The organism is Frigoribacterium sp. VKM Ac-2530 (assembly GCF_015350835.1).
GTDB lineage: Bacteria > Actinomycetota > Actinomycetes > Actinomycetales > Microbacteriaceae > Frigoribacterium.
In genome coordinates, this window is record NZ_JADKSE010000002.1 from 336,918 (window position 1) to 363,169 (window position 26,252).

Here is a 26,252-nt window from a genome sequence, read left to right on the forward strand (position 1 = left end):
GATCGGTGACTTCCCGACACCGCCTCCTCCCCGCCGCGGCGCTGGCCGCCGCCGCTCTGCTGACCGTCACGGCGTGCACGACGTCGGCCCCCGAGCCCGAGACCGCCGAGCTCACGGTGGCCACGCCGCAGGCGGCGGTCACCGCCGCCGCGTCGGGCACCGCCGCCGAGAGGGCCGTCGAGACCAGCCGCGCGCTGTGGGGCAGCTCGCCGGTCGTCGTGCTCGCCAGGGCCGACGACCCGGACGCCGTGGCCGAGGCGGCGGAGCAGGGCGAGCGGATCGGCGTGCCCGTGCTGATCGCCGCGGAGGGCGTCGACGTCGCGACGGAGATCGACCGCCTGGGTGCGGCGACGGTGGCGACGGTGGGCGAGGGCCCGACGGCGGACGACCTCGCGCTCGGCGACGTGGACGCCGTCCCGGCCGCCGACGTCGAGGCTCCCGCCGCCCGGGACGCCGACTCCTCGACGCTCGTCGTCGTGTCGGGACCGGCCGACGCCGCGGCGTCGGCCACCGCCCGGGCGGCGGGAGCAGAGCTCCTCGCGCTGCCCGAGGGCGTGACCGACCTGCAGCAGGACGCCTCCGTCGTCGGCGCGATGGGCGCCTCCGAGACGGACTCCACCCTCGTCGTCGGCTCCGCGTTCACCGACCGGCCCCACCTCGAGTGGTCGGTCGCCGCGGCGCGTTCGGGCGCCGAGCTGCCGGGCGGCGGCCAGCAGTTCTTCCCCGACCGACGGTTCGTCGCCCTCTACGGCGCCCCGGGCACCTCGGCTCTGGGCGTGCTCGGCGAGCAGGACGTCGCGGCGACCGTGCAGCGCGCCGCCGACACGGCGGCCGGCTACCAGGCCTCGTCCGACCGGCCCGTCGTGCCGATGCTCGAGCTCATCGCCACGGTGGCGGCAGGCGACGCGGGCCCGGACGGGGACTACTCGAACGAGCTCGACCCCGACCGGCTGCGCCCCTACGTCGAGGCCGCGGCCGCCGCCGGGCAGTACGTCGTGCTCGACCTGCAGCCGGGTCGGACCGACTTCCTGACCCAGGCCCGCCGGTACGAGTCGCTGCTCACCGAGCCGAACGTCGGCCTCGCCCTCGACCCCGAGTGGCGCCTCGCGCCGGACCAGGTGCCGCTCCGGCAGATCGGCGGCGTCGACGCGGCCGAGGTGAACGGGGTCTCGACCTGGCTGGCCGACCTCGTCGACGCGCACTCGCTGCCGCCCAAGTTGTTCGTGCTGCACCAGTTCCGGTCGAGCATGCTGCGCGACCGGGCGGCGATCGACCTGAGCCGCCCCGAGCTCACGACCCTCGTGCACGTCGACGGCCAGGGCTCCCAGCCCGACAAGCAGGCCACCTGGCGTGCGCTGCACGACGGCGCCCCGGCGGTCGCCTGGGGGTGGAAGAACTTCTACGACGAGGACGAGCCCATGCTCACGCCCGAGCAGACGATGACCGAGGTGTCGCCGGTGCCGGACCTCGTCACCTACCAGTAGGAGGCGGTAGGTCGCTCCCGGCAGGAGGCGGCGGCCGGTCTCAGAGGCCGAGCGCGCCGGTCGGCAGCAGGGCGTGCACGCCCCACGTCTGGTTCGCCACCTGCGTCACGCGCAGGTCGACGACGGCGCTGGCGAAGGCCAGGGCGGTCGCGCGGTCGACGTCGAGCAGGGCCGCGAGCCACGTCACCATCGCGTCGAGGGCGTCGCCCGTCGCCACGTCGAGGTCGGCGTCGAAGCCGAAGGTGATCCGCCCCGCAGGAGTCTCGGCGTGCACGCTCGGGAGCGGACGCCGGTCGACCAGGTCGATCCGCACCTCCGTCGTCATCGGGCACTCGATCGCCGTGCCGCCGACCTCGCCGTCGCCCTGGGCCGCGTGGCCGTCGCCGAGGTACAGGAGCGCGTCGTCGACCTGCACCGGCAGCCACAGGGTCGACCCCGCCACGAGCTCGCGGCAGTCGACGTTGCCGCCCGCCGTCGTGCGCGGCGGCGTCGTGGAGTGCTCGCCCGGCTCGGCCGGCGCCACGCCCGTCACCCCGAGGAACGGCGCGGTCGGCACGGTGAGCCCGCGGCTCTCGGTGGCGACGCCGGCGTCGGCGTCGATCTCCCAGAGCAGCCAGGCCGGCGGGACGTCGGCCAGGCCGAGCCGCGTCGTGACCGGCGTCTCGCGGCCGCCCGCGACCGTCCAGCCCCACTCGCCCGGCCGCAGGTCGACGAAGGTGACGCCGAGCATCTGGCCGGGACGCGCGCCCCGGACGGCGACGGGACCGGTGAGCGCGTGGCCCCGCGCCTGCGGGAACAGCCGCGGCCGCACCTCGCCGGGCGTCCGCTGGCGCTCGAGGTGCCCGGAGGCGTCGAGCGACCCGACGACGACCTCGTCGCCGGCCTCGACGGTGAGGACGGGGGCGTGGTCGCGGGAGCAGACGTCGTTCGTCGTCCCGGGAGCGGGATCGAGCCGGTGTCGGGTCACGCGGTGCCCCCGGCGGTCGGGACGGGCGCCGCGCGCAGCTGCTCGACGACCTCGGCGGGTGCCGTCCGGCCGAGGTACCCGACGCGGGACTCGCGCACGTGCCGACCCATCAGCTCCGCCGCGCGATCGGCGTCGCCCGCGTCGATGGCGGCGAGGATGACGCGGTGGTCGGGCCAGAGCCTCTTGCCGCGGGAGAACTCGTCGAGGGCGTAGAGCCACTCGATCTTGCGCGACAGCTGCCGCAGCAGCGTCGCGAGGGTGCTGCTGCGGCTGAGCTCGGCGATGCCGATGTGGAACCGCTCGTTCAGGTCGACGAGGCGATCCAGGTCTCCCGCGTCGACCGCGGCGTCGCCCTCGTCGAGCAGCTGCTCGAGCGAGCGCCGCACCCGCCGCCAGTCGTCGTCGGCGTCGGCGCTGCCGCCTCCGGCCGCCTCGTCGTCGCCGCCGCTGAACCGCGCCCGCGCCCTGCCCGCGGCGCGACGCGCGGTCGAGATCTCGAGCGCCTCCCGGACCGCGAAGAGGTCGTCGGCCTCGTCGAACGGGATCTCGGCCACCCGCGAGCCGACGTTCGGCCGGGACTCGACGAAGCCCTCCGCCTCGAGCCCGCGGAGCGCCTCGCGCACGGGCACCCGGGAGACGCCGTAGCGCTCGGCGAGCGCCGCCTCCGTGATGCGCGTGCCCGGCTGCAGCACCCCCTGCACGATGTCCGCCCGCACGGCGTCGACGACGCTCAGCACGGTCGTGCTCCGCAGGGCACGCCGGGACGGGACGGGAGGCGACCCGCCCGTCGGGGTCGCTCAGACAGCGAGGCTGGCACCGGGGATCGCTCCTAGGAGGTGGTGGGTGTACTCGTCCGTCGGGGCGAGGAACACGTCGTCGACGCTGCCCCGCTCGACGATGCGACCGCGTCGCATCACCACCACACTATGGGCGATCTGGCGCACCACGGCGAGGTCGTGCGTGATGAACAGGTAGCTGAGCCCGAGACGGCCCTGCAGCTCGGCGAGCAGCTCGAGGATCTGCTCCTGCACGAGCACGTCGAGGGCCGAGACCGCCTCGTCGCAGATCAGCAGCTCGGGCTCGAGCGCGAGGGCCCGGGCGATCGCGACGCGCTGTCGCTGGCCGCCCGACAGCTCGTTCGGCCGGCTCTGCGCGACCGACCGCGGCAGGGCCACCTGGTCGAGCAGCTCGGCCACGCGCGCGCGGCGGCCGGCACGGTCGCCGACCCCGAAGATGCGCAGGGGCTCGTCGACCAGCCGCTCGACGCTGTAGGTGGGGTCGAGCGAGCCGTACGGGTCCTGGAAGACGGGCTGCACGCGACGGCGCAGGGCCCGGCGCGCGGCGCCGCGACTGGCCGTGATGCCCTCGCCGTCGATGAGGGCGGAGCCCGACGTGGCCGGCTCGATCCCCAGCACGATCCGCGACAGCGTCGTCTTGCCCGAGCCCGACTCGCCGACGACCGCGGTGGTCGTGCCGCGCGGCACCTCGAACGAGATGCCGTCGACGGCCCGCACGGTCTCGCCCCGGCGGCCCCGGAGGCGGTATTCCTTGACGAGGTCCGTCACGACCAGGATCGGGTCGGCCCGCGCCTCCTCGGCCCCCTGCTGCCCGTCGCCGACGGGCTCCTCGGCCCGCAGCGCCGCGGCGGCGGCCACCGTCGGCGCCGCGGCGACCAGGCGCTTCGTGTACTCGTGCTGCGGGTCGAGCAGGATCTGCCGCGGCGTGCCCTGCTCGACGACGCGCCCGTCGAGCATGACGACGATTCGGTCGGTCCGGTCGGCCGCGACGCCGAGGTCGTGGGTGATGAAGAGCAGCGACGTGCCGTGCGCGTCGACCAGCGTCTGCAGGTGGTCGAGGATCTGCCGCTGCACCGTCACGTCGAGCGCGCTCGTCGGCTCGTCGGCGATGAGCAGCTCGGGGTCGCGGGCGAGGGCCACGGCGATCAGCACGCGCTGGCGCATGCCGCCGGAGAACTCGTGCGGGTACTGGCCCGCCCGCCGGTCGGCCTCGGGGATGCCGGCCTCGGTCATCAGCTCGACGACGCGTCGGCCGACGGCGGCCCGGCCTCGGGCACCGCCCGCACGCAGGGCGTCGGCGATCTGCGCCCCGACGGTCATCGAGGGGTTGAGGTTCGTCGACGGGTCCTGCGGCACGAGGCCGATCCGGGCGCCCCGCACCGAGCGCATCCGAGCCTCGCCTGCCCCGGTCAGCTCGTCGCCGCCGAGGTGGACCGTGCCGCCCGTGACGTGCCCGGCACCGGGCAGCAGCTGCAGCACGGCCGCGACGACCGTCGACTTGCCCGAGCCGGACTGGCCGACGATCGCGACACGTTCGCCGCGCGCCACGTCGAGGTCGACCCCGTGCACGACGTCGCGGTCGCCGAACGCGACCCGCAGGCCGCGGACGGCGAGCAGGGGGGCGTCGGCCGTGCTGGTGCGGGTGCTGGTGCTGGTGCTGGTGCTGGTGCTCACGCTCGTCGGCGTGGTCGTGCTCGTCGTCTCAGCGTCCTGCGGCATAGGCCTGTGCTCCTCGGGGGTTGGCGGCGGCGCCCAGCACGCCGGTCTCGGGGTCTCGGGTGACGCTCGACAGCCGGCCGAGCGACCAGTCTCCCGAGCGGGTGACGACGTGGCCTCGGGCCTCGAGGCCGGCGATCAGCTCGTCGCCGAGGCGGTCCTCGACGACGACGCCGCCCGGCGTCCAGGTGCGCGGCCAGAACGAGCCGGGGAACGACGTCGTGTGCAGGGCCGGGGCGTCGATCGCCTGCTGCGGGGTCCAGCCGCCGACGATCGTGCGAAGCAGCCAGAGGAGCTGCCACTGGTCCTGCTGGTCCCCGCCGGGCGAGCCGAGGGCGACCAGCGGCTGGCCGTCGCGCAGCACGAGCGTCGGCGTCAGGGTGGTGCGGGGGCGACGACCGGGCTCGAGCGTCGAGGCGGTGCCCTCCTCGAGCCAGCTCATCTGGAGGCGGCTGCCGAGGCAGAAGCCGAGCTCGGGGACCGTCGGCGACGACTGCAGCCAGCCGCCCGAGGGCGTCGCCGAGACGACGTTGCCCCAGCGGTCGACCACGTCGATGTGGCAGGTGTCGCCGCGGGTCTCGCCGGTCGGCGCGACGTCGGGCTCGGCACCCGGCTGACGGGCGTCGTCGGCGGGCACGGCGATCGGGACGGCGCCGGGGGCGGCGGCGGAGAACGAACCGACGGTGGGCTCCCCCACGCCGGCGCCGGGGCCGGCCACCTCGTCGTCGGTGCGGAGCGTCGGGAGGCGGCCCGCGCCTCCTGCGCCCCCGGCGTCGCCCGGACGCAGCTCGTGCGACGCGGTCGACCCGATGAGGGTGCGGCGCTCGGCGGCGTACTCCGCCGACAACAGGCGGTCGAGCGGCACGTCGCGGTCGCCGTACCAGGCCTCGCGGTCGGCCATCGCGAGCTTGAGCGCCTCGACGATCGTGTGCGCGCCCTCGACGGTCGAGGGGTCGAGCAGCTCGTCGGGCAGCGGGTCGAGCATCGCCAGCACCTGCAGCAGGGCCGGGCCCTGCCCCCAGGCGCCGGTCTTCGCGACGACGTGGCCGCGGAACTCGACGGTCGTCGCCTCCTCGGTCGAGGCGCGGAAGGCCGCGAGGTCGGAGGCGCGGACCACGCCGGCGTGGTCGCCTCCCGTCGAGTGCCGGTGCGGCGTGCGCACGAAGGCGTCGATCGAGGTCGCGACGAGGCCCTCGGCCCACTCGGTGCGCGCGGCGTCGACGCGGGCACGGCGGGCCGCCTCGGCGCGCGAGGAGCCGGGCCCGCCGGGCCCGTCGGTGCCGGGCGTCCGCGGCGCGGGACCGGCGTCGGCGGCCGGCAGCGCGCCTCCTGCGGCCACCAGCCCGTCGAGCACCCGGGCGTACGCCTCGTTCACGACCATCGCGCCGGGGGCCGGCGGGGCGCCGTCGACCAGCCAGCGATCGGCCGACGTGGGCCAGTGCTCGGCGAACAGCTCGGCGACCGCGCCGATCGTCTCGGTCACCCGCGCGGTGATCGGGTGCCCGTCGCGGGCGTAGCCGATCGCGTAGGCGAGCACGTCGGCGAGCTCCCACGTGCCGTGGTCGCGGAGCAGGAGCAGCCACGCGTCGACCGCGCCGGGCACGGCCGCGGCGAGGGCGCCCGATCCCGGGACGAGGTCGAGGCCCTCGGCGCGGTAGTGCTCGACCGTCGCGCCCGCGGGCGCCGGCCCCTGCCCCATCAGGACGACGGGCCGGCCCGGCTCGTCGGCCGTCGCGAACACCGCCGTCATGTCGCCGCCCGGCCCGTTCAGGTGCGGCTCGACGACGTGCAGCACGAACGCGCCGGCGACCGCCGCGTCGAAGGCGTTGCCGCCGCGCTCGAGCACCGACTGGGCCGAGGCCGTCGCGAGCCAGTGCGTCGAGGCGGTCATGCCGAAGGTGCCGCGCAGGTCGGGCCGGGTGGTGAACGCGGGAGGTGCGGTGTAGGTCACGAGGATCAGGTCCGTTCGCGGGAGGTCGGGTCGAGGGCGTCGCGGAGCGCGTCGCCGACGAGGTTGAAGCCGAGGCAGATGACGGCGATGGCGAGGCCCGGGACGACGGCGGCGAACGGGGCGTTCGAGAGGTACTGCTGCGCGTCGGAGAGCATGATGCCCAGACTGGCCGTCGGCGGCTGGATGCCGAGTCCCAGGAACGACAGCAGCGCCTCCCCGATCACCGCGACCGGCATGATGACCGTCGCCTGGACGATGATCGCCGAGACGCAGTTCGGCAGGACGTGGGCGAAGATCACCCGCAGCCCGGTCGCGTCCATGGTGCGGGCGCTCAGCACGAAGTCGGTCGAGCGGATGCGCATCGTCTCGCCGCGCACCACGCGGATCATCGTGGGGATCTGCGCGATGCCGAGGGCGACCACCGCGTTGCCGAGGCTCGGCCCGCTGATGGCGGCGAGCGCCACGGCGATGATGAGGAACGGGAACGCGAGCATCACGTCGGTCAGGCGCGACACGATCGCGTCGAGCCAGCGCCAGTATCCGGCGATGAGCCCGAGCGGGGTCCCGACGACGACGGCCAGCACGACGCTGAGCACGCCGACGACGAGCGAGACGCGGATGCCGTAGACCGTGCGCGAGAGGATGTCGCGGCCGAGGTCGTCGGTGCCGAGCAGGTACCCGATCGTGCCGGGCAGCTGGAACGGGGCGTCGAAGTGCACCTCGGCCGGGCCGTACGGCGCGATCAGCGGGGCGGCGATCCCCGCGACGAGCACGACGAGCAGCATCACGCCGCCGGTCACTCCGAGCTTGTTGCGGCGCAGCTGGCCCCAGACGCGGCCCCGGTCGGAGCCGAGCTCGTGGGAGGTGGGCACGAGGACGGTCATCAGGAGGCTCCTCCGACTCGGATGCGCGGGTTGAGGACGCTGTAGAGCACGTCGACGACGAGGTTGATCAGGATGTAGCCGAGCGTGATGACGAGCACGACGGCCTGCACGACCGGGTAGTCGCGCGTGAAGACCGCGTCGAGGGTGAGCTTGCCGAAGCCCGGCAGGGCGAAGATGCGCTCGGTCACGACGGCGCCCGAGATCAGCCCGCCGAGCTGCAGGCCGACGATCGTGACGACGACGATCATCGAGTTGCGGAGCCCGTAGCGGAGCAGCACGCGGCCCCGTCCGAGGCCCTTGGCGCGGGCCGTGCGGACGTAGTCCGTCGTCATCGTCTCGATCATCGAGGCCCGTGTCTGCCGCATGATCACGGCGGCGAGGGAGGTGCCGAGGATGAGCGCCGGCAGGGTCAGGTGCACGAGCGCCTGCCACGGGTCCTCGGTGACGGGGACGTACCCGGAGGCGGGGAAGATCCCCAGCCCGACGGCCAGCCACAGGATGGCGAGGATGCCGAGCCAGAAGTTCGGCACGCTCAGGCCGACGAGGGCGGCGGCGTTGGCCATCCACTCGGGCCAGCGGCCGCGCCAGCGCTCGGCGACGACGCCCAGGGCGACGCCGACGAGCACGGCCACGACGATGGCGTACAGCGCGAGCCACAGGGTGACCGGCAGGGTCGCGCCGATCAGGTCGGCGACGGGGGTGCCGGTCCGGGTGGACTGGCCGAGGTCGCCCCGGAGGAAGGCCCCGACGAAGCGGAGGTACTGCACGACGAGCGGGTCGTCGAGCCCGAGGTCGGCGCGGATGGCCGCGACCTGCTGCGGGCTGGCCTCCTCGCCCGCCAGGGCGAGGGCAGGGTCGCCCGGCAGCTGCCGGACGCCGACGAAGACCACGACGGAGGCGAGCACGAGCGTCACCGCCGACTGCCACAGGCGGGTGAGGAGGTAGCGCGCCATGGCTCAGTCGGCCTCGACGAAGGCGGCGGTGCTGAGGCGCACGACGCCGTCGGCGAAGGTGGACACCCCGGCGATGTCGTTCGACAGCGCGGTGAGGCTGCGCACGCGGTACAGGTAGATGATCGGCGAGTCCTCCTGCACCTTCTCGACGACCTGGCCGTAGAGCTCGGCCCGCTCGTCGACGTCGGTCGTCGAGGCGGCGTCGCTGAGCAGCTCGTCCACCTCGTCGTCGCTGTAGCCGCTGTAGTTGTTGCCGGCGCCGGTCGACAGGAAGTTGAACATGTTGCCGTTCGGGTCGATGCGGCCCGACCAGCCGAGCTGCAGCGCCTCGAAGTCGCCCTCGGTCTGCACGTCGAGCAGGGTCGAGTACTCGACGGGGGTGATGGTCAGCTCGAAGCCGCCCTCGGCGACCTGGGCCTGCAGCGCCTGGGCGAAGCGCACGGTGTCCGGGTTGTTGCTCACCTGCATGTCGATCGCGAGGGGCGTCTCGACGCCCTCGTCCTCGAGCATCTGCAGCGCCGCCTCAGGGTCGTAGTCGGGGCAGGCGTCGCTCGCGTCGGTGGCGAAGGGGCTGCTCGGCGAGATCGGCGAGCAGGCGGGGTCGTACAGACCGCCGAAGACCGTCTTGACGAGGGCCTCGCGGTCGATCGACATCGACAGCGCCTGGCGCACCGCGGCGTTGCTCGCGAGCGGGCCGTCGAGCTGCACGGGGTCGGTGCCGATGCCGTCCTGGTTGCCGATGTTGACCGTGAGGCCCTGGTAGCCGAGGGAGCCGACCTCGAGCACGGTGAGGGAGTCGTCCTCCTTCAACGTGCCGACGTCCTGCGTCGACATCGAGTCGGCGACCTGCACGTCGCCCGACTGCAGGTTGGCCGCACGGATGCTCGCGTCGGTGATGATGCGGTACGTGATCGTGTCGAAATGGGCCGACTCGGCGTCGTAGTAGAGCGGGTCGCGCTCGACGGTGATCGAGGTCTGCGGCACGCGCTCGACGAACTTGTACGGGCCGACGCAGACGGGGGCGTCGCCGAACGCGTCGCCGGCCGAGGCGAGCGCCGTGGGCGACATGACCATGCCCGCACGGTCGGCGAGGGCCGCCGTCAGCGGGGCGAAAGGCTCGGAGTAGGTGACCTCGACGGTCTCGTCGTCGACCGCCGAGATGCCGGTGATCGGGCCGAGCTCGCTGCGGCGCGACGAGTCGTCCTTGTCGAGGCCGCGCTGCAGGGTGCCGACGACCGCCTCCGCGTCGAGCGGGGTGCCGTCGGCGAAGACGGCGTCCGTGCGCACGGGGAACGTGACGGTGAGGCCGTCGTCGCTGACGTCGGGCAGCTCGGTGGCGAGCATCGGCACGATGGCGCCCTCGGCGTCGATGTCGTACAGCTTCTGGCACATCGTCTCCATCACGTAGCGCGTGTAGAGGGACGAGGAGGTGGTGGGGTCGAGCCGGTCGGGCTCGGCCGAGAGCGCCATGACGAGGTCCCCGCCCTCGACGATCGTCGCGTCGCCGATCGGGGCGGTCGAGATGTCCTCCCGGCTGCTCGTGGCGGCGGTGTCGGCGGTCTGGACCTGCTGGCACCCGGTCGCCACGAGGACGATGCCGAGGGCTGCGGCCGGCAGCGCGAGCGCGCGACGCCGGGCGGCAGGTCGCGGGGAGAGCGAGGTCAGAGGCATGTGTGATCCGATGCTCGGGTGCGGGAGGGAGTGGATTGAATGCAATCAGTCCCGATGGCGCGCTCTTGTATACAACTTGTTACGGACGTGTAAAACGTGCCCCGGACGAGGGTGGGCGGCGCGGGTCGAGCGGGAGCTCACGAGGCAGGCAGCGCACGCCGCCGGGGCGTGTGCGGGGCGGCGTCGAGGCGACCCGCACCTTCGAGGGGCATGATCGGGGGTGCCCCCCGCCCGAGAGGACTGCTGCGTGAACACCAACGACGAGGTCGACCTGATCATCGACGCCTGGGCGCGCGTGCGGCCCGACATCGACTTCGCAGCGCTCGACGTCTTCTCGCGGCTGCGCCGCATCTCCCGACGGCTCGACCGGGTGCGCGCCGAGGCGTTCCGGCGCTCGGGCCTCGAGATCTGGGAGTTCGACGTGCTGTCGACCCTCCGCCGGGCCGGCGACCCCTTCGAGCTCAGCCCCAAGGACCTCGTCACGGCCACCATGGTCACGAGCGGCACGATGACGAACCGGCTCGACCGCCTCGTCGAGCGCAGCCTCGTCGAGCGCCGCGCCGACCCGCGGGACGGCCGAGCCGCGCTCATCCGCATCACGGAGGAGGGCGTCGACCTCGTCGACCGGGCCATGCTCGACCTGCTCGAGGCCGAGCACTCGCCGCTCGGGTCGCTGACCCGTCAGCAGCGCGACCAGCTGGCCGACCTGCTGCGCGAGCTCGGCACCGGCTTCGCCTGATCCCCGGCGGACCAGCCCTGACGGGACCAGCCCTGACGCGTCCGGTCAGAAGCTGGTGCTGGGCAGGTCCTTCTCGCCGTCGACGATCGCCCGGACGATGCGGGCCGCGACGGCGTCGGGGTCGAGCCCGGTCGGGAAGCTCGGCGCCTCGCCGGTGATCGGCCGCGTCGCGAGTCCGGTCTCCGTGTGCCCGGGTCGCGCGTCCACGAGACGGACGCCGCGCCTCCTGAACTCGCGGGAGGCGGCGCTCACCCACGCGGCGAGGCCCGCCTTGGCCGCGGAGTACGCGGCCATCCCCGCGGTCGGCGACTCGGCGACGACCCCGCTGATCGTGACGGCGAAGGGCTCGCGGCCCGCGGCGGCGGACGCGGCGAGCGCCTCCGACGCGTCGCGCAGCAGGCGGACGGGTGCCAGCAGATTCGTCTGGACCAGCTCGTCGAGAGCCTCGTCGCTCACGGCGTCGGCAGGTCCGAACCCGACGACGCCCGCCGCGACGACGACACCGTCGAGACGTCCGTGGGCCTGGAGCGCCGCGGCGACGAGCGACGCGCCGCCGCCCGGCTCGCGGAGGTCGGCGACGTAGGCGTCGGGCCCGGTCAGGGCTCCCCCGGCGCGTCCGGCCCGCACGACGACGGCCCCCTGGTCGGACAGCTGCGCGGCGATCCGGGAGCCGAGGCCGCCCGACGCCCCGGCGACGAGCACGACGGCTCCCTGCAGATCGGTCATGCCCGGAGCGTACGCGCGGCGCCCGAGCACGTGCCCGGACGCTCCCGCCTCAGCGCCGCCGGCGCGGCACGACGAGGGGCGTCCCCGTCACGGGGTCGGGCACCACGAGGCACGGCAGGTCGAAGACGTCCTCGACGAGCTCGGCCGTGAGCACGTCGGCCGGGGCGCCGGTCGCGACCACCTCGCCGTCGCTCATCACGATGAGGTCCGTGGCGTAGCGCGCGGCCTGCGCGAGGTCGTGCAGCACGGCGACGACGGTCGTGCCCTGCTCGTGCAGCCGCGCGAAGAGGTCGAGCAGGTCGTACTGGTGGGCCATGTCGAGGTAGGTGGTGGGCTCGTCGAGCAGCAGCACCGAGGTCTGCTGCGCGAGCGCCATCGCGACCCAGACGCGCTGCCGCTGCCCGCCCGAGAGCTCGTCGACCGGCACCTCGGCCAGGTCGACGAGATCGGTCTCGGCGAGCGCGGTCGCGACGGCGGTGCGGTCGGCGTCCGACCACTGCCGGAACATGCCCTGGTGCGGGTACCGGCCCCGGGACACGAGCTCGCCCACGGTGATGCCCTCGGGGGCGGTCGACGACTGGGGCAGCAGGCCGACCGTGCGCGCCGCCTCCTTCGCGGGCACGGTCGCGAGGTCGCGTCCGTCGAGCAGGACAGCTCCGGAGCGAGGGGCGAGGAGGCGCGAGAACGCCCGCAGGAGCGTCGACTTGCCGCAGGCGTTCGGCCCGACGATCACCGTGAACGAGCCGTCGCGGACCTCGGCGTCGATCGACGGCGAGACGGTGCGGCGGTCGTACGCGAGGTGCGCGGCGCGAGCGGCGAGCCGCGGCGTGGTCGGGTCGGGCGTGACGGGGTCGGTCACCGGGTCCTCCGGGATTCTGCGACGAGCAGGCTGATCAGGTAGGCGCCGCCGATCACGAGCGTGACGAGGCCGACGGGCACGGGCGTGGCGGTGACGTGCTGGGCGACGACGTCGGCGACGAGCAGCAGCAGGCCCCCGACGAGGGCGGAGCCGAGCAGCGGGACCCCGGCCGAGCGCACCACCCGACGGGCGAGCTGGGGCGCGGCGAGCGCGACGAAGATGACCGGCCCGGTGCTGGCGGTGACGACCGCGGTGAGCGCGACGGCGACCACCACGAGGGCCAGCCGCGTGCCCTCGGCGCGGAGGCCGTGGGCGCGGGCCGCGTCGTCGCCGAGCTCGAGCTGACGGAGGGGCCGAGCGAGGCCCGCCACCAGCACGGCGAGCACCGCGATCAGCACGCCGGCCGGCAGCAGCTCGGACCAGCTGACGAGGGCGAGCGACCCGGCGCCCCAGAACGACGCGGACAGGGCCACCTCGGCCTGGGCCCGCAGCAGCAGCCAGCTGTTGACGGAGTGCAGCAGGGCCGTGACGGCGATGCCGACGATGATCAGCCGCAGCCCGTGCACCCCCTTGCGCCACGCGAGCAGGTACACGACGAGCGCCGTCGCGAGGCCGCCGACGAGCGCGCCGAGAGCCGTGCCTACCGCGGAGGCGGCACCCGAGACGATGACGACGATCGCGCCCGTGTAGGCCCCGGTCGAGAAGCCGATCACGTCGGGCGAACCGAGGGGGTTGCGGGTCAGCGACTGGAACACCGCCCCGGAGGTGCCCAGCGCGGCCCCGAACACGAGCGCGGCCAGCACGCGGGGCAGCCGCCACTGCAGCACGATCGTCGATGCGAAGCCGTCGCCGCCGAGCAGGGCGCGGAGCACCTCCGGCGGGCTGAGCGGGTAGTCGCCCAGGCCGAGCGCGACCACGGCGACGACGACCGCGACGAGCGCGAGGGAGGCGGTGGCGACGGCGCGACGGCTGCGGGGTCGGAGGCGACCGAGGCCGGGTCGACCTGTCCCGGTGCCGGGTCGACGCGCTCCGGAGCCGCGATCCGCGCGGGGGTCGAGACCGGGGCTGCGGGGGTCGAGGCCGCTCATCGCGGACCGCCCGTGAGGCGGCGGGCGACGACGATCAGCACGGGTGCGCCGATCGCCGCGGTCACGAGGCCGGCGGCGAGCTCGCCGGGAGGCGCGACGACCCGTCCCAGCACGTCGGCGAGCAGCAGGAGCACGGGCCCCAGCAGGGCGCTGAGCCCTATCGTCCACGGCTGGCTGGCGCCGACGACGCCGCGGGCGGCGTGCGCGACCATCAGCCCCAGGAACGCGATCGGCCCGACCACGGCCGTCGCGCCTCCTGCCAGGAGGGTCACGACGACGAGGGCGGCCACGCGCACGAGGGGCACCGAGACGCCCACGGACGAGGCGTGGTCGTCGCCGAGGGCCACCGCGTCGAGCGGACGCGAGACCAGCAGCGCGAGGACGACGCCGACCACGACGAAGGGGGCGACGGTCGCGACCGGCCCCCAGCCGCGATCGGCCAGCGAGCCGACCTCCCAGGCGCGGACGGCGTCGAAGCGGCGCGGGTCGGCGAGGACGATGGAGGAGGTGATCCCGCTCAGGACGGCCCCCAGGGCGATGCCCGAGAGGGTCAGCCGCGCGGGGCCGCCGCCGGACCTGCCGGCTCCCCCGACCAGCGAGACCGTGACCGCGGCGAGGGCCGCGCCGACGAACGAGAACCAGATCCAGCCGCTCGCGGCCGTGACCCCGGCGAAGCCGACGGCGATCGACACCGCGAACGCGCTGCCCGCCGTGACGCCGAGGATCCCGGGGTCGGCGAGGGGGTTGCGGGTGACGGCCTGCACGACGGCGCCCGCGACCCCGAGGCCGGCCCCGGCCACGAGCGCGGCGGCGGTCCGGGGCAGCCGGAGGTCGAGCACGGCGGCGACGTCGGCGGGCGCGACGCCTGTCGGAGCGGCGGCACCGGGCAGCAGCCCGCGGAGGACCTGGACGACGTCGACGAGCGCGACGGGCCGGGCCCCGACCGCGAGGCTGAGGAGGAGGGCGACCGCGAGCAGGACGACCGCGACGACGAGGCCCGCGACCCTCCGACGGGTCCGGGCGGCGGCCCGCGGGGCCCGGACGGCTCCGGGCGGGGTGGTGGTCGCCATGCAGATGAGCTTAGGCTAACCTCACCTGGGTCTCGCCCCGACGCGAGCCAGCACCCCGCCCCCGAATCCCGAGGACACCCCCATGCGCTCCCCCGTCACCCTCGTCGCCGTCCTGGCCGCCTCCTCCCTCGCCCTCGTCGGCTGCTCCGCCGGGGCCTCCGACGACGCCGCCGCCACGAGCGGCCCGAGCGTCGCTGCCGGCACGTTCCCCGTGAGCGTCGACACCAAGTTCGGCGAGGTCACGATCGACCAGCAGCCGAAGCGCGTCGTCGCCCTCGGCTGGGGCGACGCCGAGACCGCGCTCGCCCTCGGCGTGCAGCCGGTCGGCGCCTCCGACTGGCTGGCCTTCGGCGACGAGGCCGACGGCGTCGGCCCCTGGGCCCAGGGCCTCTACGACCAGTCGCCCGAGATCATCGGCACGCTCGAGCCCTCCTACGAGGCGATCGCAGCCCTCGAGCCCGACCTCATCCTCGACACCAAGGGCTCGGGCGACCAGGACCGGCACGACCGCCTCTCGAGCATCGCCCCGACCGTGGGCGTGCCCGAGGGCGGCGACAACTACCTCACCGACTTCGAGGACCAGCTCGACCTCGTCTCGACCGCCCTCGGCCTCGAGGACGAGGGCGACCGCCTCGTCGACGAGAGCGAGTCGGCCGTCGAGGCCATCGCCCAGGCGCACCCCGAGTGGGCTGGCCTCACCGTGACGGCCGCCACGAAGACCAGCGAGGGCTGGGGCGCCTACGTCGAGGGCAGCGAGCGCGTCGACCTGCTCGAGGAGCTCGGCTTCGAGCAGAACCCCGCGATCGCGGCCCTCACGCCGAACTCGGGCGGGTTCTCGGTGACGATCTCGTCCGAGCAGCTCGACGTGATCGACGCGGACGTGATCGTCGCGTTCCCGATCTACATCGACACGACCGAGATCACCGACGACCCGCAGTGGAAGGCCGTGCCCGCCGTGCAGGCCGGCCACGACCTCGTCATCGACGGCGACGTCTCGGCCGCGTACTCGCTGAGCAGCGCGCTCTCGCGCCAGTACGCCCTCGACCAGCTCGTGCCGCTGCTCGAGACGGCGACCCAGAGCTGATCGGGGAGCCCTGCATGACCGACGCCGCCGCCTCCTCGGCCCCCGCCGCCGCCACGCCCGACGCCGCGGCCGCGCCCGTCGCGCCGGGCGCCCGGCCCGCCCGGCCGGTGCGCGCCCAGCACGTCTTCGTGGTCGAGCGGACCGAGCGCCTGTCGCCGCACCTCGTGCGGGTGCACCTCGGCGGCGACGCGTTCGACGGGTTCGTCGAGGCCGGGGCTGACCAGCTCGCGGCCACCGACCGCTACGTCAAGCTGCTGCTGCCCCCGCGCCCCGACCTTGAGCTGCAGCCGCCGTTCGACCTCGACGAGCTGCGCGGCCGCCTCGAGCCGGACGAGCTGCCGGTGCGGCGGACGTACACGATCCGCTCGGTGGACCCCGCCGCGCGGACGCTCGCCGTCGACTTCGTCGTGCACGGCGACGAGGGCGTTGCGGGGCCGTGGGCGCTCGCGGCCCGGCCCGGCGACCGGCTGCAGATGTCGAGCCCGGGCGGGCTCTGGTCGCCGTCCGACGACCCCGCCGTGTCCGACCTGCTGCTCGGCGACGACTCGGCGGTGCCCGCGATCGCCTCCGCGCTCGAGTCGATGGCGCCCGACGCCCGCGGGCTGGCGCTGATCGAGGTCGAGGGGCCCGACGACGAGCTCGTGCTCGCACGACCCGACGGGGTCGAGCTCCGCTGGCTGCACCGTGCCGGCGCGCGTCCGGGCAGCGCACTGCTGACGGCGCTCCGCGGCCTCGAGCCGCCCACGTCGCCGCTCCGCGTCTTCGCCCACGGCGAGCGAGGTGCCATGAAGGAGGCGCGGGTCGTCCTGCACGACACCTGGGGCCTCGAACGGTCGTCGCTGTCGCTCAGCGCCTACTGGGCGCTCGGTCGCGTCGAGGACGCGTTCCAGGCCGAGAAGCGCGAGCCCGTCGGGGCGCTCTTCGCCGACTGACGTCGGCGTCGACACCGCGCGGAACCGCCGAGACCCTCCTGCGCGCAGGAGGGTCTCGGCGGTTCTCGGGGGTCTCGACGCCACGCGAGCGCAACGGGGCAGGGGCCCTAGCGCGTGGCGGGCTCGCGCAACACGCGCCGGACGAGGTCGACGAGCGCCTCGGGCGGCAGCGCCGCCAGCTCGGCGGCGGTCACGCGGCGTCCTGGGCGGAGATCAGCGAGATGACGTCGATGGCCTCGGTCGCGACGGACAGGTGGTCGACGACGGGGGCGGGAGTGAACGGGGTCTGGGTCACGGTGGTGCCTCTCGGGTGAGGGGAGCTGTGGGGGTCGCCCTGGCCCGGGGTACGGGACGGGACGGGTGCGTCGGGGTGCCGACTGCCGGACGGTGCCGGAGGAGGAGGTGGCGTCGCGGGAGGGCGACGCCGCGGCGCTAGGCGCCGGGCGTGGCGAAGAAGTCGCCGTAGGTCAGCTCGGCCGCGACGACCGGGGCTGCGGGGCGCGACGCACGAGCGCCACGACGGTAGGAGCCGATGCGCACGGGCACGGCACCGGGAGCGGTGGTGTAGCTGCTCGCGCCACGGGGTGCGAGCGGGGGGCGGGTGGCCGGCGCGGGCACCTCACGGACGTGGAGGAGCGGGCGGGCGGCAGTTCGGACAGGATCGATCGTCGTCATGGGACACGGCCGTGATCTGAGGCGTAGCTGGCCTCGCGTCAACCGGGTGCACAGCGCCCCGCGAAGGACCACCAGGATGTTGGCGGCGTATCGGCGGAGGGCGCCGGAGGGGAAGATCCGGTACCCCGACGCTATGCCCCGGCGCGGGCTGTACCTAATGCACGAAGCTAATCGTGCGAGGGACTTCGCAATGCGGATAGATCGCGACCGACCCTCGCGGACCGCTCTAGGAGGTGGCAGGCCCGGCGTCGAGGATCTCCGCGACCGCGTCGAGCAGCGTCGTCAGCCGCGTCCGCTCCCTGGTCGAGAGGGTCGCGGCCAGCTCGGCCAGCGCCCGGTCCGCATCCCGGGTGGCGTTCTCGAGCAGCTCGCAGGTGCTGGGCGTGAGGCTCAGGATGCGCTGGCGGCCGTCGTTCGGGTCGTCGGTGCGCAGCACGTGGCCGAGGGCGACGAGCCGGTCGACGATGATGGTGGCCGCCGCGCTCGTGACGCCGAGCTGGTGGGCGATGTCCTTCGCGTGGGCGTTCGTGCCCTTGGCCTCGCAGTGCTGGATGAGCGTCACGGCCGCGAGGTCGTTGCCGCTCAGGTCGAGCTGCTGACGGAGCTGCAGGGCGAAGGCGATGTCGGCGTCGCGGACCCGGCGCATCCGAGCCAGGATCTCGCTCGCGGCGTCGGTCGGCGCTCGCTCCTCGAGGAGCGGCATGCCGGTGCCGACCACCTGGGCGTTCCGAAGGGCGGGCTGGGAGTCGTCGGGCCCCTCCTGGGCGTCGGGGGCCTGGGGCGGGAGGGTCTCGGCGGCGTGCGGTGCGGGGGTGGCCATGACGGCCTCGCTTCTGGGTGTCGGTGCTCGCGGGAGGAGAGTCTCCACGACAGACCTGACTGGCGCAGCACGCCTAGTCAACACCCCCGGCGCTGCGCGCGCGGACAGCCGGAGGCCGGGCTCAGGCCGTGCCGACCTCGAGCTCGCCGACCGCGGCGCCCTCCGCCCCGAAGACGACCCGGCGGTTGCCGACCTTCTCGCTGAAGAAGCGGTCGTGGCTGACGACGACGACCGCGCCCGGGAAGTGCACGAGCGCCCGCTCCATCACCTGCGTGCTCGCGAGGTCGAGGTGGTTCGTCGGCTCGTCGAGCAGCAGCACGGAGGCGCCCGACAGCAGGCACTGCGCCATCGCCACGCGGGCCCGCTGGCCGCCGCTCAGCGCGCCGATCCGCTGCTTCACGTCGGCCTCCGAGAACTGGAACATGGTGAGGAACCGACCGACCGACTTGCGCGTGGCCGTGAGCGCGAGGCTGTCCGGCATGGCGTTCACCGCGTGGGTCACCGTGTCCTGGTCGTCGAGGTCGGCGAGCACCTGGTCGTACGAGACGACGCGCGCCCCGCCGGCCCAGTCGACTCGGCCCCGATCGGCTCGCTCCTCGCCCGCGAGCACGCGGAGCAGCGTGCTCTTGCCGCTGCCGTTCGAGCCCGAGACGACCATCCGGTCGCGGCGACGGAGCTCGAACGAGACGTCGTCGAAGAGCACGCGGTCGCCGTACGACTTGCCGAGCCCCTCCACGCGGCAGAGCACGTCCTTGACGTGCAGTCCGCCGTAGATCTCGGTGATGATCTGGTCGACCGGGCGAGGGGCGCGCTGCTTCTTGATCTTCGCGAGCTCCTTCGTGAGGCCGCCCGCGCCTCCTGCCTTCGCGGCCTTGGCGACCTTGACCGCCTCGCGCCGGTCGGCGATGCCCTCGGACTCGAAGGCGAGCAGCTCGGACTCGTGCGCGAACTGCTGCTCGATCGTCTTGAGCCGGAACTGCTTCTGCACGACGTACTCGCCGAAGTCGCCGGGGTACTCGTGCAGGTGGAACGCCTCGACCTCGACGATGCGCGTGACGACCGCGTCGAGGAACTGCCGGTCGTGCGAGACAACGACGGCGGCGCCGCGGAAGTCGCGGAACCACTGCTCGAGCCACTCGACCCCGGCCACGTCGAGGAAGTTCGTGGGCTCGTCGAGCAGCAGCACGTCGGGCTGCTCGAGCAGGATCTTCGCGAGCGCCGCCCGGTTGCGCCAGCCGCCGGAGAGGTCGTCGATGGGCAGCGAGCGGTGCTCGTCGGTGAAGCCGAGCGTCGTGAGGGCCGTGTCGATGTGGCGGGGGTAGTCCCAGCCGTCCTGGCGGTCCATCTCGGCGAAGAGCTCGGCCTGGCGGTCGATCAGCCGGGTCAGCTCGTCGCCCTGGTCGGGGTCGACCGCCGCGACCGCGATGGCGGAGTCGATCTCGGCCAGCTCGGCCTCCATGGCGCGCACGCCCTCGAAGAGGCCCTGCAGCACCTCCGTGACCGTCGACGTGCCGTCGAGCTCGCTGAACTGCGAGAAGTACCCGATGCGGGTGCCCGGCTCGACCGTGACCGTGCCGGCGTCGGGCTGCACCTGCTCGAGCACGAGCTTGAGCAGCGTCGACTTGCCCGAGCCGTTGCGGCCGATCAGGCCGACCCGGTCGCCCTGCTCGAGCCGGAAGAACGCCTCGCGCAGCACGGGGGCGTTCTCGAAGCGGACGGACACGTCGTGCAGTCGGATGAGGCTCATCCGACGATCATCCCAGGGCGGGACGGGGCCGACGAGCCGAGGAGGTGCCCGTCGCGTCGACGAGGACGCCTCAGGACTGCGCGAAACGGACAGAGCCCGACCCGGGCGTGTCGGGGGGAAATGCCTGGTCGCGCCGCATCGCTAGCGTGTCTAGGAATTTTACCTGCCCTGACCAGGGGTTTTGCGATTGGTGATCTCGCCGGGGCCGTCGTACCGTGATCTCAGGCCGGGACGTCGTGAACCCCCGGTCAGGTGCCTCGCGGAGCGTCGATGAGCTTCACGGCAGGGCTGCGCTCCCGAGGCACCACTCCCCCGTCGACCCGGTCGGTCAGTCGCGACGACGCCGGCGAGTGCGCGGCCGCCCTGCTCAGCGGCGGGGTGCGCGAGGCGTGCGGTACGGCGACTCGGCCGCGAGGCGGCCCTTCGACGCCGCGCGACGCTCGAGGAGGCCCGAGAGCACCGGCGTGACGAGGGCGATGACGATCCCGACGATCACCACCACGGATCCGAGGACGATCAGGGCGATGATGAAGGACTCCATCCCCCGATCCTCCCCGGGGCGCGGCGGCGGCGCAAGCTCCGAGGCACAGACTGCACGCCGTGCACAGCCAGCACTCGGCCCGGCCACACGGCACTGTCGGACGTCGGGCGTAGATTCCCCCTCATGAACGACATCGCACCCGACGCCTCCTCCTCCACCGGCACCACCACCGAGCGAGCGGTCCTCGCCGGCGGCTGCTTCTGGGGCGCGCAGCAGCTGCTCCGTCGTCGACCCGGCATCGTCTCGAGCCGCGTCGGCTACTCGGGCGGCCACACCCCGAACGCCACCTACCGCAACCACGCCGGCCACGCCGAGGCCGTCGAGATCGTCTTCGACCCCTCGGTGATCAGCTACCGCGAGCTGCTCGAGTTCTTCTTCCAGATCCACGACCCGTCGACGAAGGACCGCCAGGGCAACGACATCGGCGACAGCTACCGATCGGCGATCTTCTACACGTCAGACGAGCAGCGCGCGACCGCGCTCGACACCATCTCCGACGTCGACGCCTCCGGCCTGTGGCCGGGCAAGGTCGTCACCGAGGTCGAGGCCGTCGGCGACTTCTGGGAGGCGGAGGAGGAGCACCAGGACTACCTGGAGAAGCTCCCCAACGGCTACACCTGCCACTTCGTGCGCCCGGGCTGGGTCCTGCCGAAGCGCGAGCAGGAGTCCGTCGCGAGCTGACCTCCGGTCGGCCTGACGCCGATGGGCGGCACCTCTTCTCGGGGTGACGACGCGGGCGGCGACGGCGAGGGCAGCGGCACCTGGTAAGCAGGGTGCATGCCCCTCGACGTCGCCGCCCTCCGTTCTGCCTACCCGTCCCTCTCGTCGGGCATCGCCCACTTCGACGGACCGGGCGGCACCCAGACGCCGCGCATCGTCGGCGAGGCGATCCTCGCCGCGATGACGGGGCCCACCTCGATCCGCGGGACGAGCACCGCCTCCGAGCGCAACAGCGAGGCGACCGTCCAGGCCTTCCGCGCCGCCTACGCCGACTTCCTCGGCGTCCCGGCGGCGGGAGTGATCCACGGGCGCAGTGCCACCCAGCTGACCTACGACTTCTCGCGCCACCTCTCGGCCTCGTGGGGCCCCGGCGACGAGGTCGTCGTCAGCCGGCTCGACCATGACGGGAACATCCGGCCGTGGGTGCAGGCCGCCGAGGCCGCCGGTGCGACCGTCCGGTGGATCGAGCTCGATCCCGCGACGGGCGAGCTCGACCTCGAGTCGGTCGTCGCAGCGATCACCGGACGCACGCGCCTCGTCGCCCTGACCGCCGCCTCCAACCTGCTCGGCACCCAGCCGCCGGTGGCGGCGATCGCCGACCGGGCGCACGCCGTCGGCGCCCTGGTCTGGGTCGACGCGGTCCACTTCGCCGCCCACGAGCTCGTCGACAGGGCCGCGCTCGGAGCCGACTTCGTCGTCTGCTCGCCCTACAAGTTCGCCGGCCCGCACTGCGGCGTGCTCGGCGCGGACCCCGAGCTGCTCGAGGGCATCCGGCCGGCCAAGCTGCTGCCGTCGACCGACGTCGTGCCCGAGCGCTTCGAGTTCGGCACGCTCCCCTACGAGCAGCTCGCCGGGGCGACGGCCGCCGTCGACTTCCTGGCCGGCATCGCGCCCGGGGACGCGACCGGCCGCAGGCAGGCACTGGTCGCCTCCTTCGCGGCGGTCCACGAACACGAGACCGCGCTGCGCGTCGCGCTGGAGGAACGGCTCGCGCAGGTGCCCGGCCTCACGGTCCGCTCGCGGGCGGCCCGTCGGACGCCGACGCTCTACGTGACGATCGAGGGTCGCTCGATGCGCGAGCTCGCCGCACACCTCGCGACGCGCGACGTGCTCGCGCCGGCCGGGCACTTCTACGCGATCGAGGCGTGGCAGGCCATGGGCCTCGACGACGACACGACCGGGCTCCGCATCGGCCTCGCCCCCTACACGGACCAGTCCGACGTCGACCGTCTCGTGGCCGGCATCGAGGAGTTCGTCGCCGGCTGAGCCGCACCCGCGACAGCGAACCGGCGCGAACTGCCCTGCGGGCCGAGCCCGTCAACAGTTCGCGCCGGTTCAGCGCCCGTCGGCCGGGCGGAAGGCCGGGCGGCTAGGCCTGGAGCTTCTCGATCAGCTGGGCCTTCGTGAGGCGCGAGACGCCGGTGACGCCCTTGTCGGTCGCGAGCTGACGCAGCGAGACGAGGGTCTGGGCGTGCAGGTCGACGTGCGCCTCAGAGCCGTCGTGCGCCGTGACCGTGGTCTCGTCGGCGTGCGGCAGCGGGGGCGTGTAGGCCGCGCTCGGGCCCTTCGGCGCGCTCGTCGTCGGGACGACGGACTTCTGCGCGACCTCCGCCTCGACCTGCTCGTGCGTCTTCGTGGGCTTCCGGGCAGGGGTGGCGGGCGCCTCCGGGGAGGCGGTGGGCGCCTCCTTCGACGAGCCCCCCGATGCGCTCTTCGTCGCGCTCTTGACGGCCCTCTTCGTCGCCTTCTCGGCGTCCTTGATCTTCTTCGCGGCGGTGTCGAGGGCGTCCTCGGCCGAGCCGCGCGCCTTCTTGGTCTTCTTGGCACCGTCGGCCTTGGCGAGCGCCTTGACGCCCTTCCGTGCGTCGACGACGGCGTCGAGGGCGGAGTCGAGCGCCGCGGTCGCGGCCTTCTGGAGCTTCTTCGTGCTGGCCACGGGGCCTCCTCGGATCGGGTGCGGGGTCGTCCTCAGCCTGGCACTGGTCCAGCCGGTCAGCAGCCCGCTCGGAGGCGTCTCCCAGTCAGCACGAAGCACCCCAGAGTGGACGGAACACCCCGAAACGACGTGGTGCACGGTCCACTAGCGGGTGTTCGAGGCCGGTGCCGCGCCGCGCGACCTGCCCTGCCCGTAATTTGAGAGTGATCCCGCCGATCCGACCGCCGCACCGGCCAGCTGTTGCACGGCGGACACGTATCTGTCTCGGTTTGATGTCCCCTGCTCAGGCGCCGGCGGCGGTGCCGGCCCAGAACTCGCGGACGGCCTCGACGACTCCCTCGGCCTGACGACGCCCGGCCTCGGCGGCAGGGCCGCGGTTCGCGCTCGAGAGGGAGTTCGCGCCGAAGGCGGCGAGGCTCTCGGCGTCCGCCTCGATGACGAAGACGGGGCGGTCGGCGCCCATCCGGGTCGAGACGACGCCGGGCAGGGTCGGTCCGAGCGGGGACTGCGCGAGCTCCGGGCCGCACGAGAGGACGAGCACCCGTTCGGCGGCGTCGGCCACGTCGGCGTTGGTGCCCGAGCGGATGCCGCCGTCCATGGTCGGCCGTCGGTCGACCTCGACGGTCGGCCAGACGAGCGGGACCGAGCAGCTGGCCGCGACGGCCACGTGCAGGGGCACACCGGAGGCGGCGGTCAGCACCCGGAACTCGCCGTCGGTCGCGTCGACGGTGCAGATCGCCAGCGGCCCCTCGGGCCAGGTTGCGTCCGCTCCGAAGCGGTCGCGCATGGCCCTGACCAGCTCGGGCTCGTCGCCGGTGACGGGCACCTGCCGGGCGAGCGCACCCAGGCGGGCCCGCGCCTCCTCGGCGTTCGTCGCGCCCTGGATCGCCTGGCCGATGCGCTGCAGGAAGTCCTCGCCGTCGAGGGCGGCCTCGGGGGTCGCCGTCGCGGGCACGAGCTGCTCGGCGTACGCGTCGGCGATGCCGCCCGCGCCGAGCCGCAGGGTGGTGCCGACGACCGAGCCCGCGGAGGTGCCGACCACGAGGTCCGCGTCGCCGAGCGGGATGCCGGCCTCGAGCAGGCGGGCGAGCACGCCGAGCTCCCACGCGATGCCGGTGATGCCGCCGCCGCCGAGGACGACGGCGGTGCGGGGTCCGGCCGGGGCCGGGGAGGTGGTGGGGGCGGTGTCGGTCATGGGACCTCCTGGTGAGCGTGGTGGGAACCGGCCCACGCTACGACCGGGGGCAGGCACGGCACTCAGCCCGTGCCCACCCTCGGTCCGGTCGTCACGGCCGCGTGCCGGCGGACCGACCTCGGGTCAGACCGCGACCTCGTCCCGGGTGTCCGAGACCAACGCCACCGTGCGCGACTGCGCCGGGCGGCCGAGGGCGCGGAACTCCCACCCCTTGGCCCGGTAGTCGTCGGCGTCGAGGGCGTGGCGGCCGTCGACGACGCGGCGGTGGCGCACCAGCCGGGCGAGGTCGTCCGGGTCGGCGTCCCGGAACTGCTGCCACTCGGTCAGCAGGGCGACCGCGTCGGCGTCGACGACGCACGCCATCATGCTGGGGGCGTAGTTGAGGTCGGGGTAGCGACGGTGGGCGTTCTCGTTCGCTTCCGGGTCGAAGACCGTCACGGTCGCGCCCTCCAGGTAGAGCATCCGGGCCACGTCGAGGGCAGGTGCGTCGCGGACGTCGTCGCTGTTCGGCTTGAAGGCGGCGCCGAGGCACGCGACGCGCTTGCCCGTCAGGTCGCCGCCCACCATCTCCCTGATGAGGTCGACGGTGCGCACTCGACGTCGGTTGTTGATGTCGTCGACCTGCTTGAGGAACGACACCGCCTGGCCGACGCCCAGCTCCTCGGCCCGGTGGGCGAAGGCACGGATGTCCTTGGGCAGGCAGCCGCCGCCGAAGCCGAGCCCGGGCTTCAGGAACCGGCCGCCGATGCGGGAGTCGTGGGCCAGCGCCTGGGCGAGCAGGTTGACGTCGGCCCCCGTGGTCTCGCACACCTCGGCCATGGCGTTGATGAACGAGATCTTCGTGGCGAGGAACGAGTTCGCCGCCACCTTCACCAGCTCGGACGTCGCGAGGTCGGCGACGACCACCGGCGTGCCCTCGGCGAGCACGGGGGCGAACGCGGCGGACAGCTGGCGCTCGGCCCACTCGGACTGCACCCCGAACACGAGGCGGTCGGGGTGCAGGGTGTCCTGCACGGCGAAGCCCTCACGCAGGAACTCGGGGTTCCAGGCGAGCTCGAGCTGGTCGCCCACCGGCGACACCGACTGCACGAGCTCGGTGAGGCGACCGGCCGTGCCGATGGGCACCGTCGACTTGCCGACCAGCAGCGCCTTCCGCGTGATGCGGCGGGCGAGCTCGCCGAACGCCGCGTCGACGTAGCGCATGTCGGCCGCCATCGAGCCGGGAGCCTGGGGCGTGCCCACGCAGATGAAGTGGACGTCGCCGAACTCGGCGGCGGCGTCGAAGTCGGTCGTGAAGGTGAGACGACCGCTGTCGAGGGCCTCGCGGAGCTTCTCGGGCAGGCCGGGCTCGAAGAACGGCACGACGCCGGCGTTCAGGGCCTCGACCTTGGCGGCGTCGACGTCGACGCCCAGCACCTCGAAGCCGAGGACCGCCATGCAGACGGCGTGGGTGGCACCGAGGTAGCCGGTCCCGACGACGGTGAGGCGGGGCTTCGCGACGACGGGCGGGAGGGAGGGGGTGGTCAGGTCGGGCATGGCGGTGCCTCCAGGGCAGGTGCGGGGGGTCGGGTGAGGGGTGCGTGGGCGGTGCGGGGTGCTCGGGTGGAGGTGCTCGGGTGGGGGTGCGCGGGTGAGGTTGCTCGGGTGGAGGTGCTCGGGTGCCGGTGCGGGTCAGGCGGGAGGAGCGGCGTCGACCG

General features: G+C 74.1%; 24 protein-coding genes. 6 read left to right on the top strand and 18 right to left on the bottom strand.

Features of this window, described 5'->3' with window-relative positions:
* The first annotated feature begins 5 nt into the window (after positions 1-5).
* Positions 6-1,484, top strand: a complete 1,479-nt coding sequence (locus ITJ48_RS10480; protein WP_194613636.1) for a hypothetical protein — start codon at positions 6-8, stop codon at positions 1,482-1,484.
* A gap of 40 nt (positions 1,485-1,524) precedes the next feature.
* On the opposite strand, the gene ITJ48_RS10485 is transcribed toward ITJ48_RS10480, so the two are convergent.
* Genes ITJ48_RS10485 through ITJ48_RS10515 form a run of 7 tightly spaced genes read right to left on the bottom strand, consistent with a single transcriptional unit; the run spans position 1,525 to position 10,423 of the window.
* Positions 1,525-2,451, bottom strand: a complete 927-nt coding sequence (locus tag ITJ48_RS10485; RefSeq protein WP_194613637.1) for an acetamidase/formamidase family protein — start codon at positions 2,449-2,451, stop codon at positions 1,525-1,527.
* On the bottom strand, positions 2,448-3,188 hold the full coding sequence (locus tag ITJ48_RS10490) for a GntR family transcriptional regulator (protein ID WP_370544881.1): 741 nt from the start codon (positions 3,186-3,188) through the stop codon (positions 2,448-2,450). Before ITJ48_RS10490 ends, ITJ48_RS10485 begins: the two co-directional genes overlap by 4 nt.
* 60 nt (positions 3,189-3,248) lie before the next feature.
* Positions 3,249-4,967, bottom strand: coding sequence for an ABC transporter ATP-binding protein (locus ITJ48_RS10495; RefSeq protein WP_194613638.1), 1,719 nt, complete (start codon positions 4,965-4,967; stop codon positions 3,249-3,251).
* Complete coding sequence (locus tag ITJ48_RS10500; protein ID WP_370544882.1) at positions 4,951-6,915, bottom strand: gamma-glutamyltransferase family protein; 1,965 nt, start codon at positions 6,913-6,915, stop codon at positions 4,951-4,953. The genes ITJ48_RS10495 and ITJ48_RS10500 overlap by 17 nt, the downstream gene beginning before the upstream one ends.
* Before the next feature lie 5 nt (positions 6,916-6,920).
* A complete protein-coding gene (locus tag ITJ48_RS10505; RefSeq protein ID WP_123548102.1) occupies positions 6,921-7,799 on the bottom strand; it encodes an ABC transporter permease in 879 nt (292 codons plus the stop codon).
* Positions 7,799-8,752: an ABC transporter permease gene (locus ITJ48_RS10510; RefSeq protein ID WP_123548101.1), complete on the bottom strand. Its 954-nt coding sequence runs from the start codon at positions 8,750-8,752 to the stop codon at positions 7,799-7,801. The genes ITJ48_RS10505 and ITJ48_RS10510 overlap by 1 nt, the downstream gene beginning before the upstream one ends.
* Before the next feature lie 3 nt (positions 8,753-8,755).
* Positions 8,756-10,423, bottom strand: coding sequence for an ABC transporter substrate-binding protein (locus tag ITJ48_RS10515; protein ID WP_194613639.1), 1,668 nt, complete (start codon positions 10,421-10,423; stop codon positions 8,756-8,758).
* A gap of 247 nt (positions 10,424-10,670) precedes the next feature.
* Between ITJ48_RS10515 and ITJ48_RS10520 the strand changes: the two genes are divergently transcribed.
* Positions 10,671-11,162, top strand: coding sequence for a MarR family winged helix-turn-helix transcriptional regulator (locus ITJ48_RS10520; protein ID WP_123548099.1), 492 nt, complete (start codon positions 10,671-10,673; stop codon positions 11,160-11,162).
* A 45-nt stretch (positions 11,163-11,207) separates the two neighbouring features.
* On the opposite strand, the gene ITJ48_RS10525 is transcribed toward ITJ48_RS10520, so the two are convergent.
* From ITJ48_RS10525 to ITJ48_RS10540, 4 genes are read right to left on the bottom strand one after another with little or no spacing between them, the layout of a single operon-like run.
* Positions 11,208-11,888 carry an SDR family oxidoreductase gene (locus ITJ48_RS10525; RefSeq protein ID WP_194613640.1) on the bottom strand — a complete coding sequence of 227 codons (681 nt, stop codon included), beginning with the start codon at positions 11,886-11,888 and terminating at the stop codon, positions 11,208-11,210.
* A 49-nt stretch (positions 11,889-11,937) separates the two neighbouring features.
* Entirely contained in the window at positions 11,938-12,747 is an 810-nt protein-coding gene (locus ITJ48_RS10530) for an ABC transporter ATP-binding protein (RefSeq protein ID WP_194613641.1), read from the bottom strand.
* A complete protein-coding gene (locus tag ITJ48_RS10535; protein WP_194613642.1) occupies positions 12,744-13,835 on the bottom strand; it encodes an iron chelate uptake ABC transporter family permease subunit in 1,092 nt (363 codons plus the stop codon). Before ITJ48_RS10535 ends, ITJ48_RS10530 begins: the two co-directional genes overlap by 4 nt.
* Entirely contained in the window at positions 13,832-14,905 is a 1,074-nt protein-coding gene (locus ITJ48_RS10540; RefSeq protein WP_194613643.1) for an iron ABC transporter permease, read from the bottom strand. Before ITJ48_RS10540 ends, ITJ48_RS10535 begins: the two co-directional genes overlap by 4 nt.
* Positions 14,906-14,987: 82 nt before the next feature.
* Between ITJ48_RS10540 and ITJ48_RS10545 the strand changes: the two genes are divergently transcribed.
* Both ITJ48_RS10545 and ITJ48_RS10550 read left to right on the top strand, forming a co-directional pair.
* Positions 14,988-15,989, top strand: a complete 1,002-nt coding sequence (locus ITJ48_RS10545) for an iron-siderophore ABC transporter substrate-binding protein (RefSeq protein ID WP_194613644.1) — start codon at positions 14,988-14,990, stop codon at positions 15,987-15,989.
* Positions 15,990-16,003: 14 nt separating this feature from the next.
* Positions 16,004-16,921, top strand: coding sequence for a siderophore-interacting protein (locus tag ITJ48_RS10550; protein ID WP_194613645.1), 918 nt, complete (start codon positions 16,004-16,006; stop codon positions 16,919-16,921).
* A 432-nt stretch (positions 16,922-17,353) separates the two neighbouring features.
* On the opposite strand, the gene ITJ48_RS10555 is transcribed toward ITJ48_RS10550, so the two are convergent.
* The 4 genes from ITJ48_RS10555 to ITJ48_RS10570 form a co-directional block, all read right to left on the bottom strand.
* Positions 17,354-17,596: a hypothetical protein gene (locus tag ITJ48_RS10555; protein WP_192041119.1), complete on the bottom strand. Its 243-nt coding sequence runs from the start codon at positions 17,594-17,596 to the stop codon at positions 17,354-17,356.
* 226 nt (positions 17,597-17,822) lie between these two features.
* Positions 17,823-18,416 carry a MarR family winged helix-turn-helix transcriptional regulator gene (locus ITJ48_RS10560; protein WP_194613646.1) on the bottom strand — a complete coding sequence of 198 codons (594 nt, stop codon included), beginning with the start codon at positions 18,414-18,416 and terminating at the stop codon, positions 17,823-17,825.
* Positions 18,417-18,537: 121 nt separating this feature from the next.
* A complete protein-coding gene (locus tag ITJ48_RS10565; protein WP_194613647.1) occupies positions 18,538-20,163 on the bottom strand; it encodes an ABC-F family ATP-binding cassette domain-containing protein in 1,626 nt (541 codons plus the stop codon).
* Positions 20,164-20,530: 367 nt separating this feature from the next.
* Positions 20,531-20,704: a hypothetical protein gene (locus ITJ48_RS10570; RefSeq protein ID WP_192169758.1), complete on the bottom strand. Its 174-nt coding sequence runs from the start codon at positions 20,702-20,704 to the stop codon at positions 20,531-20,533.
* A gap of 123 nt (positions 20,705-20,827) precedes the next feature.
* On the opposite strand from ITJ48_RS10570, the gene msrA reads away from it, so the two are divergent.
* Entirely contained in the window at positions 20,828-21,385 is a 558-nt protein-coding gene (gene msrA / locus ITJ48_RS10575) for a peptide-methionine (S)-S-oxide reductase MsrA (RefSeq protein ID WP_194613648.1), read from the top strand.
* A gap of 96 nt (positions 21,386-21,481) precedes the next feature.
* The gene (locus ITJ48_RS10580) at positions 21,482-22,690 is read left to right on the top strand and encodes a cysteine desulfurase-like protein (protein ID WP_194613649.1); all 1,209 of its coding nucleotides are present in this window, start codon (positions 21,482-21,484) and stop codon (positions 22,688-22,690) included.
* 103 nt (positions 22,691-22,793) lie between these two features.
* Here the strand turns inward: ITJ48_RS10580 and ITJ48_RS16700 are convergent, their stop codons facing one another.
* From ITJ48_RS16700 to ITJ48_RS10595, 3 genes are all read right to left on the bottom strand, one after another.
* Positions 22,794-23,360, bottom strand: a complete 567-nt coding sequence (locus tag ITJ48_RS16700) for a Rho termination factor N-terminal domain-containing protein (RefSeq protein ID WP_194613650.1) — start codon at positions 23,358-23,360, stop codon at positions 22,794-22,796.
* Between the two features lie 283 nt (positions 23,361-23,643).
* The gene (locus ITJ48_RS10590) at positions 23,644-24,555 is read right to left on the bottom strand and encodes a patatin-like phospholipase family protein (RefSeq protein ID WP_194613651.1); all 912 of its coding nucleotides are present in this window, start codon (positions 24,553-24,555) and stop codon (positions 23,644-23,646) included.
* 123 nt (positions 24,556-24,678) lie between these two features.
* Positions 24,679-26,091, bottom strand: a complete 1,413-nt coding sequence (locus ITJ48_RS10595; RefSeq protein ID WP_194613652.1) for a UDP-glucose/GDP-mannose dehydrogenase family protein — start codon at positions 26,089-26,091, stop codon at positions 24,679-24,681.
* Positions 26,092-26,252 lie beyond the last annotated feature (161 nt).

Bases quoted from the DNA above. Each gene is read 5' to 3' on its own strand.
- ITJ48_RS10545 (WP_194613644.1), top strand. From the start codon at position 14,988: ATGCGCTCCCCCGTCACCCTCGTCGCCGTCCTGGCCGCCTCCTCCCTC.
- ITJ48_RS10510 (WP_123548101.1), bottom strand. From the start codon at position 8,752: ATGGCGCGCTACCTCCTCACCCGCCTGTGGCAGTCGGCGGTGACGCTC.
- ITJ48_RS10515 (WP_194613639.1), bottom strand. From the start codon at position 10,423: ATGCCTCTGACCTCGCTCTCCCCGCGACCTGCCGCCCGGCGTCGCGCG.
- ITJ48_RS10580 (WP_194613649.1), top strand. From the start codon at position 21,482: ATGCCCCTCGACGTCGCCGCCCTCCGTTCTGCCTACCCGTCCCTCTCG.
- ITJ48_RS10595 (WP_194613652.1), bottom strand. From the start codon at position 26,091: ATGCCCGACCTGACCACCCCCTCCCTCCCGCCCGTCGTCGCGAAGCCC.
- ITJ48_RS10590 (WP_194613651.1), bottom strand. From the start codon at position 24,555: ATGACCGACACCGCCCCCACCACCTCCCCGGCCCCGGCCGGACCCCGC.
- msrA (WP_194613648.1), top strand. From the start codon at position 20,828: ATGAACGACATCGCACCCGACGCCTCCTCCTCCACCGGCACCACCACC.
- ITJ48_RS10540 (WP_194613643.1), bottom strand. From the start codon at position 14,905: ATGGCGACCACCACCCCGCCCGGAGCCGTCCGGGCCCCGCGGGCCGCC.
- ITJ48_RS10535 (WP_194613642.1), bottom strand. From the start codon at position 13,835: ATGAGCGGCCTCGACCCCCGCAGCCCCGGTCTCGACCCCCGCGCGGAT.
- ITJ48_RS10570 (WP_192169758.1), bottom strand. From the start codon at position 20,704: ATGGAGTCCTTCATCATCGCCCTGATCGTCCTCGGATCCGTGGTGGTG.
- ITJ48_RS10565 (WP_194613647.1), bottom strand. From the start codon at position 20,163: ATGAGCCTCATCCGACTGCACGACGTGTCCGTCCGCTTCGAGAACGCC.
- ITJ48_RS10525 (WP_194613640.1), bottom strand. From the start codon at position 11,888: ATGACCGATCTGCAGGGAGCCGTCGTGCTCGTCGCCGGGGCGTCGGGC.
- ITJ48_RS10560 (WP_194613646.1), bottom strand. From the start codon at position 18,416: ATGGCCACCCCCGCACCGCACGCCGCCGAGACCCTCCCGCCCCAGGCC.
- ITJ48_RS10555 (WP_192041119.1), bottom strand. From the start codon at position 17,596: ATGACGACGATCGATCCTGTCCGAACTGCCGCCCGCCCGCTCCTCCAC.
- ITJ48_RS10505 (WP_123548102.1), bottom strand. From the start codon at position 7,799: ATGACCGTCCTCGTGCCCACCTCCCACGAGCTCGGCTCCGACCGGGGC.
- ITJ48_RS10550 (WP_194613645.1), top strand. From the start codon at position 16,004: ATGACCGACGCCGCCGCCTCCTCGGCCCCCGCCGCCGCCACGCCCGAC.
- ITJ48_RS10495 (WP_194613638.1), bottom strand. From the start codon at position 4,967: ATGCCGCAGGACGCTGAGACGACGAGCACGACCACGCCGACGAGCGTG.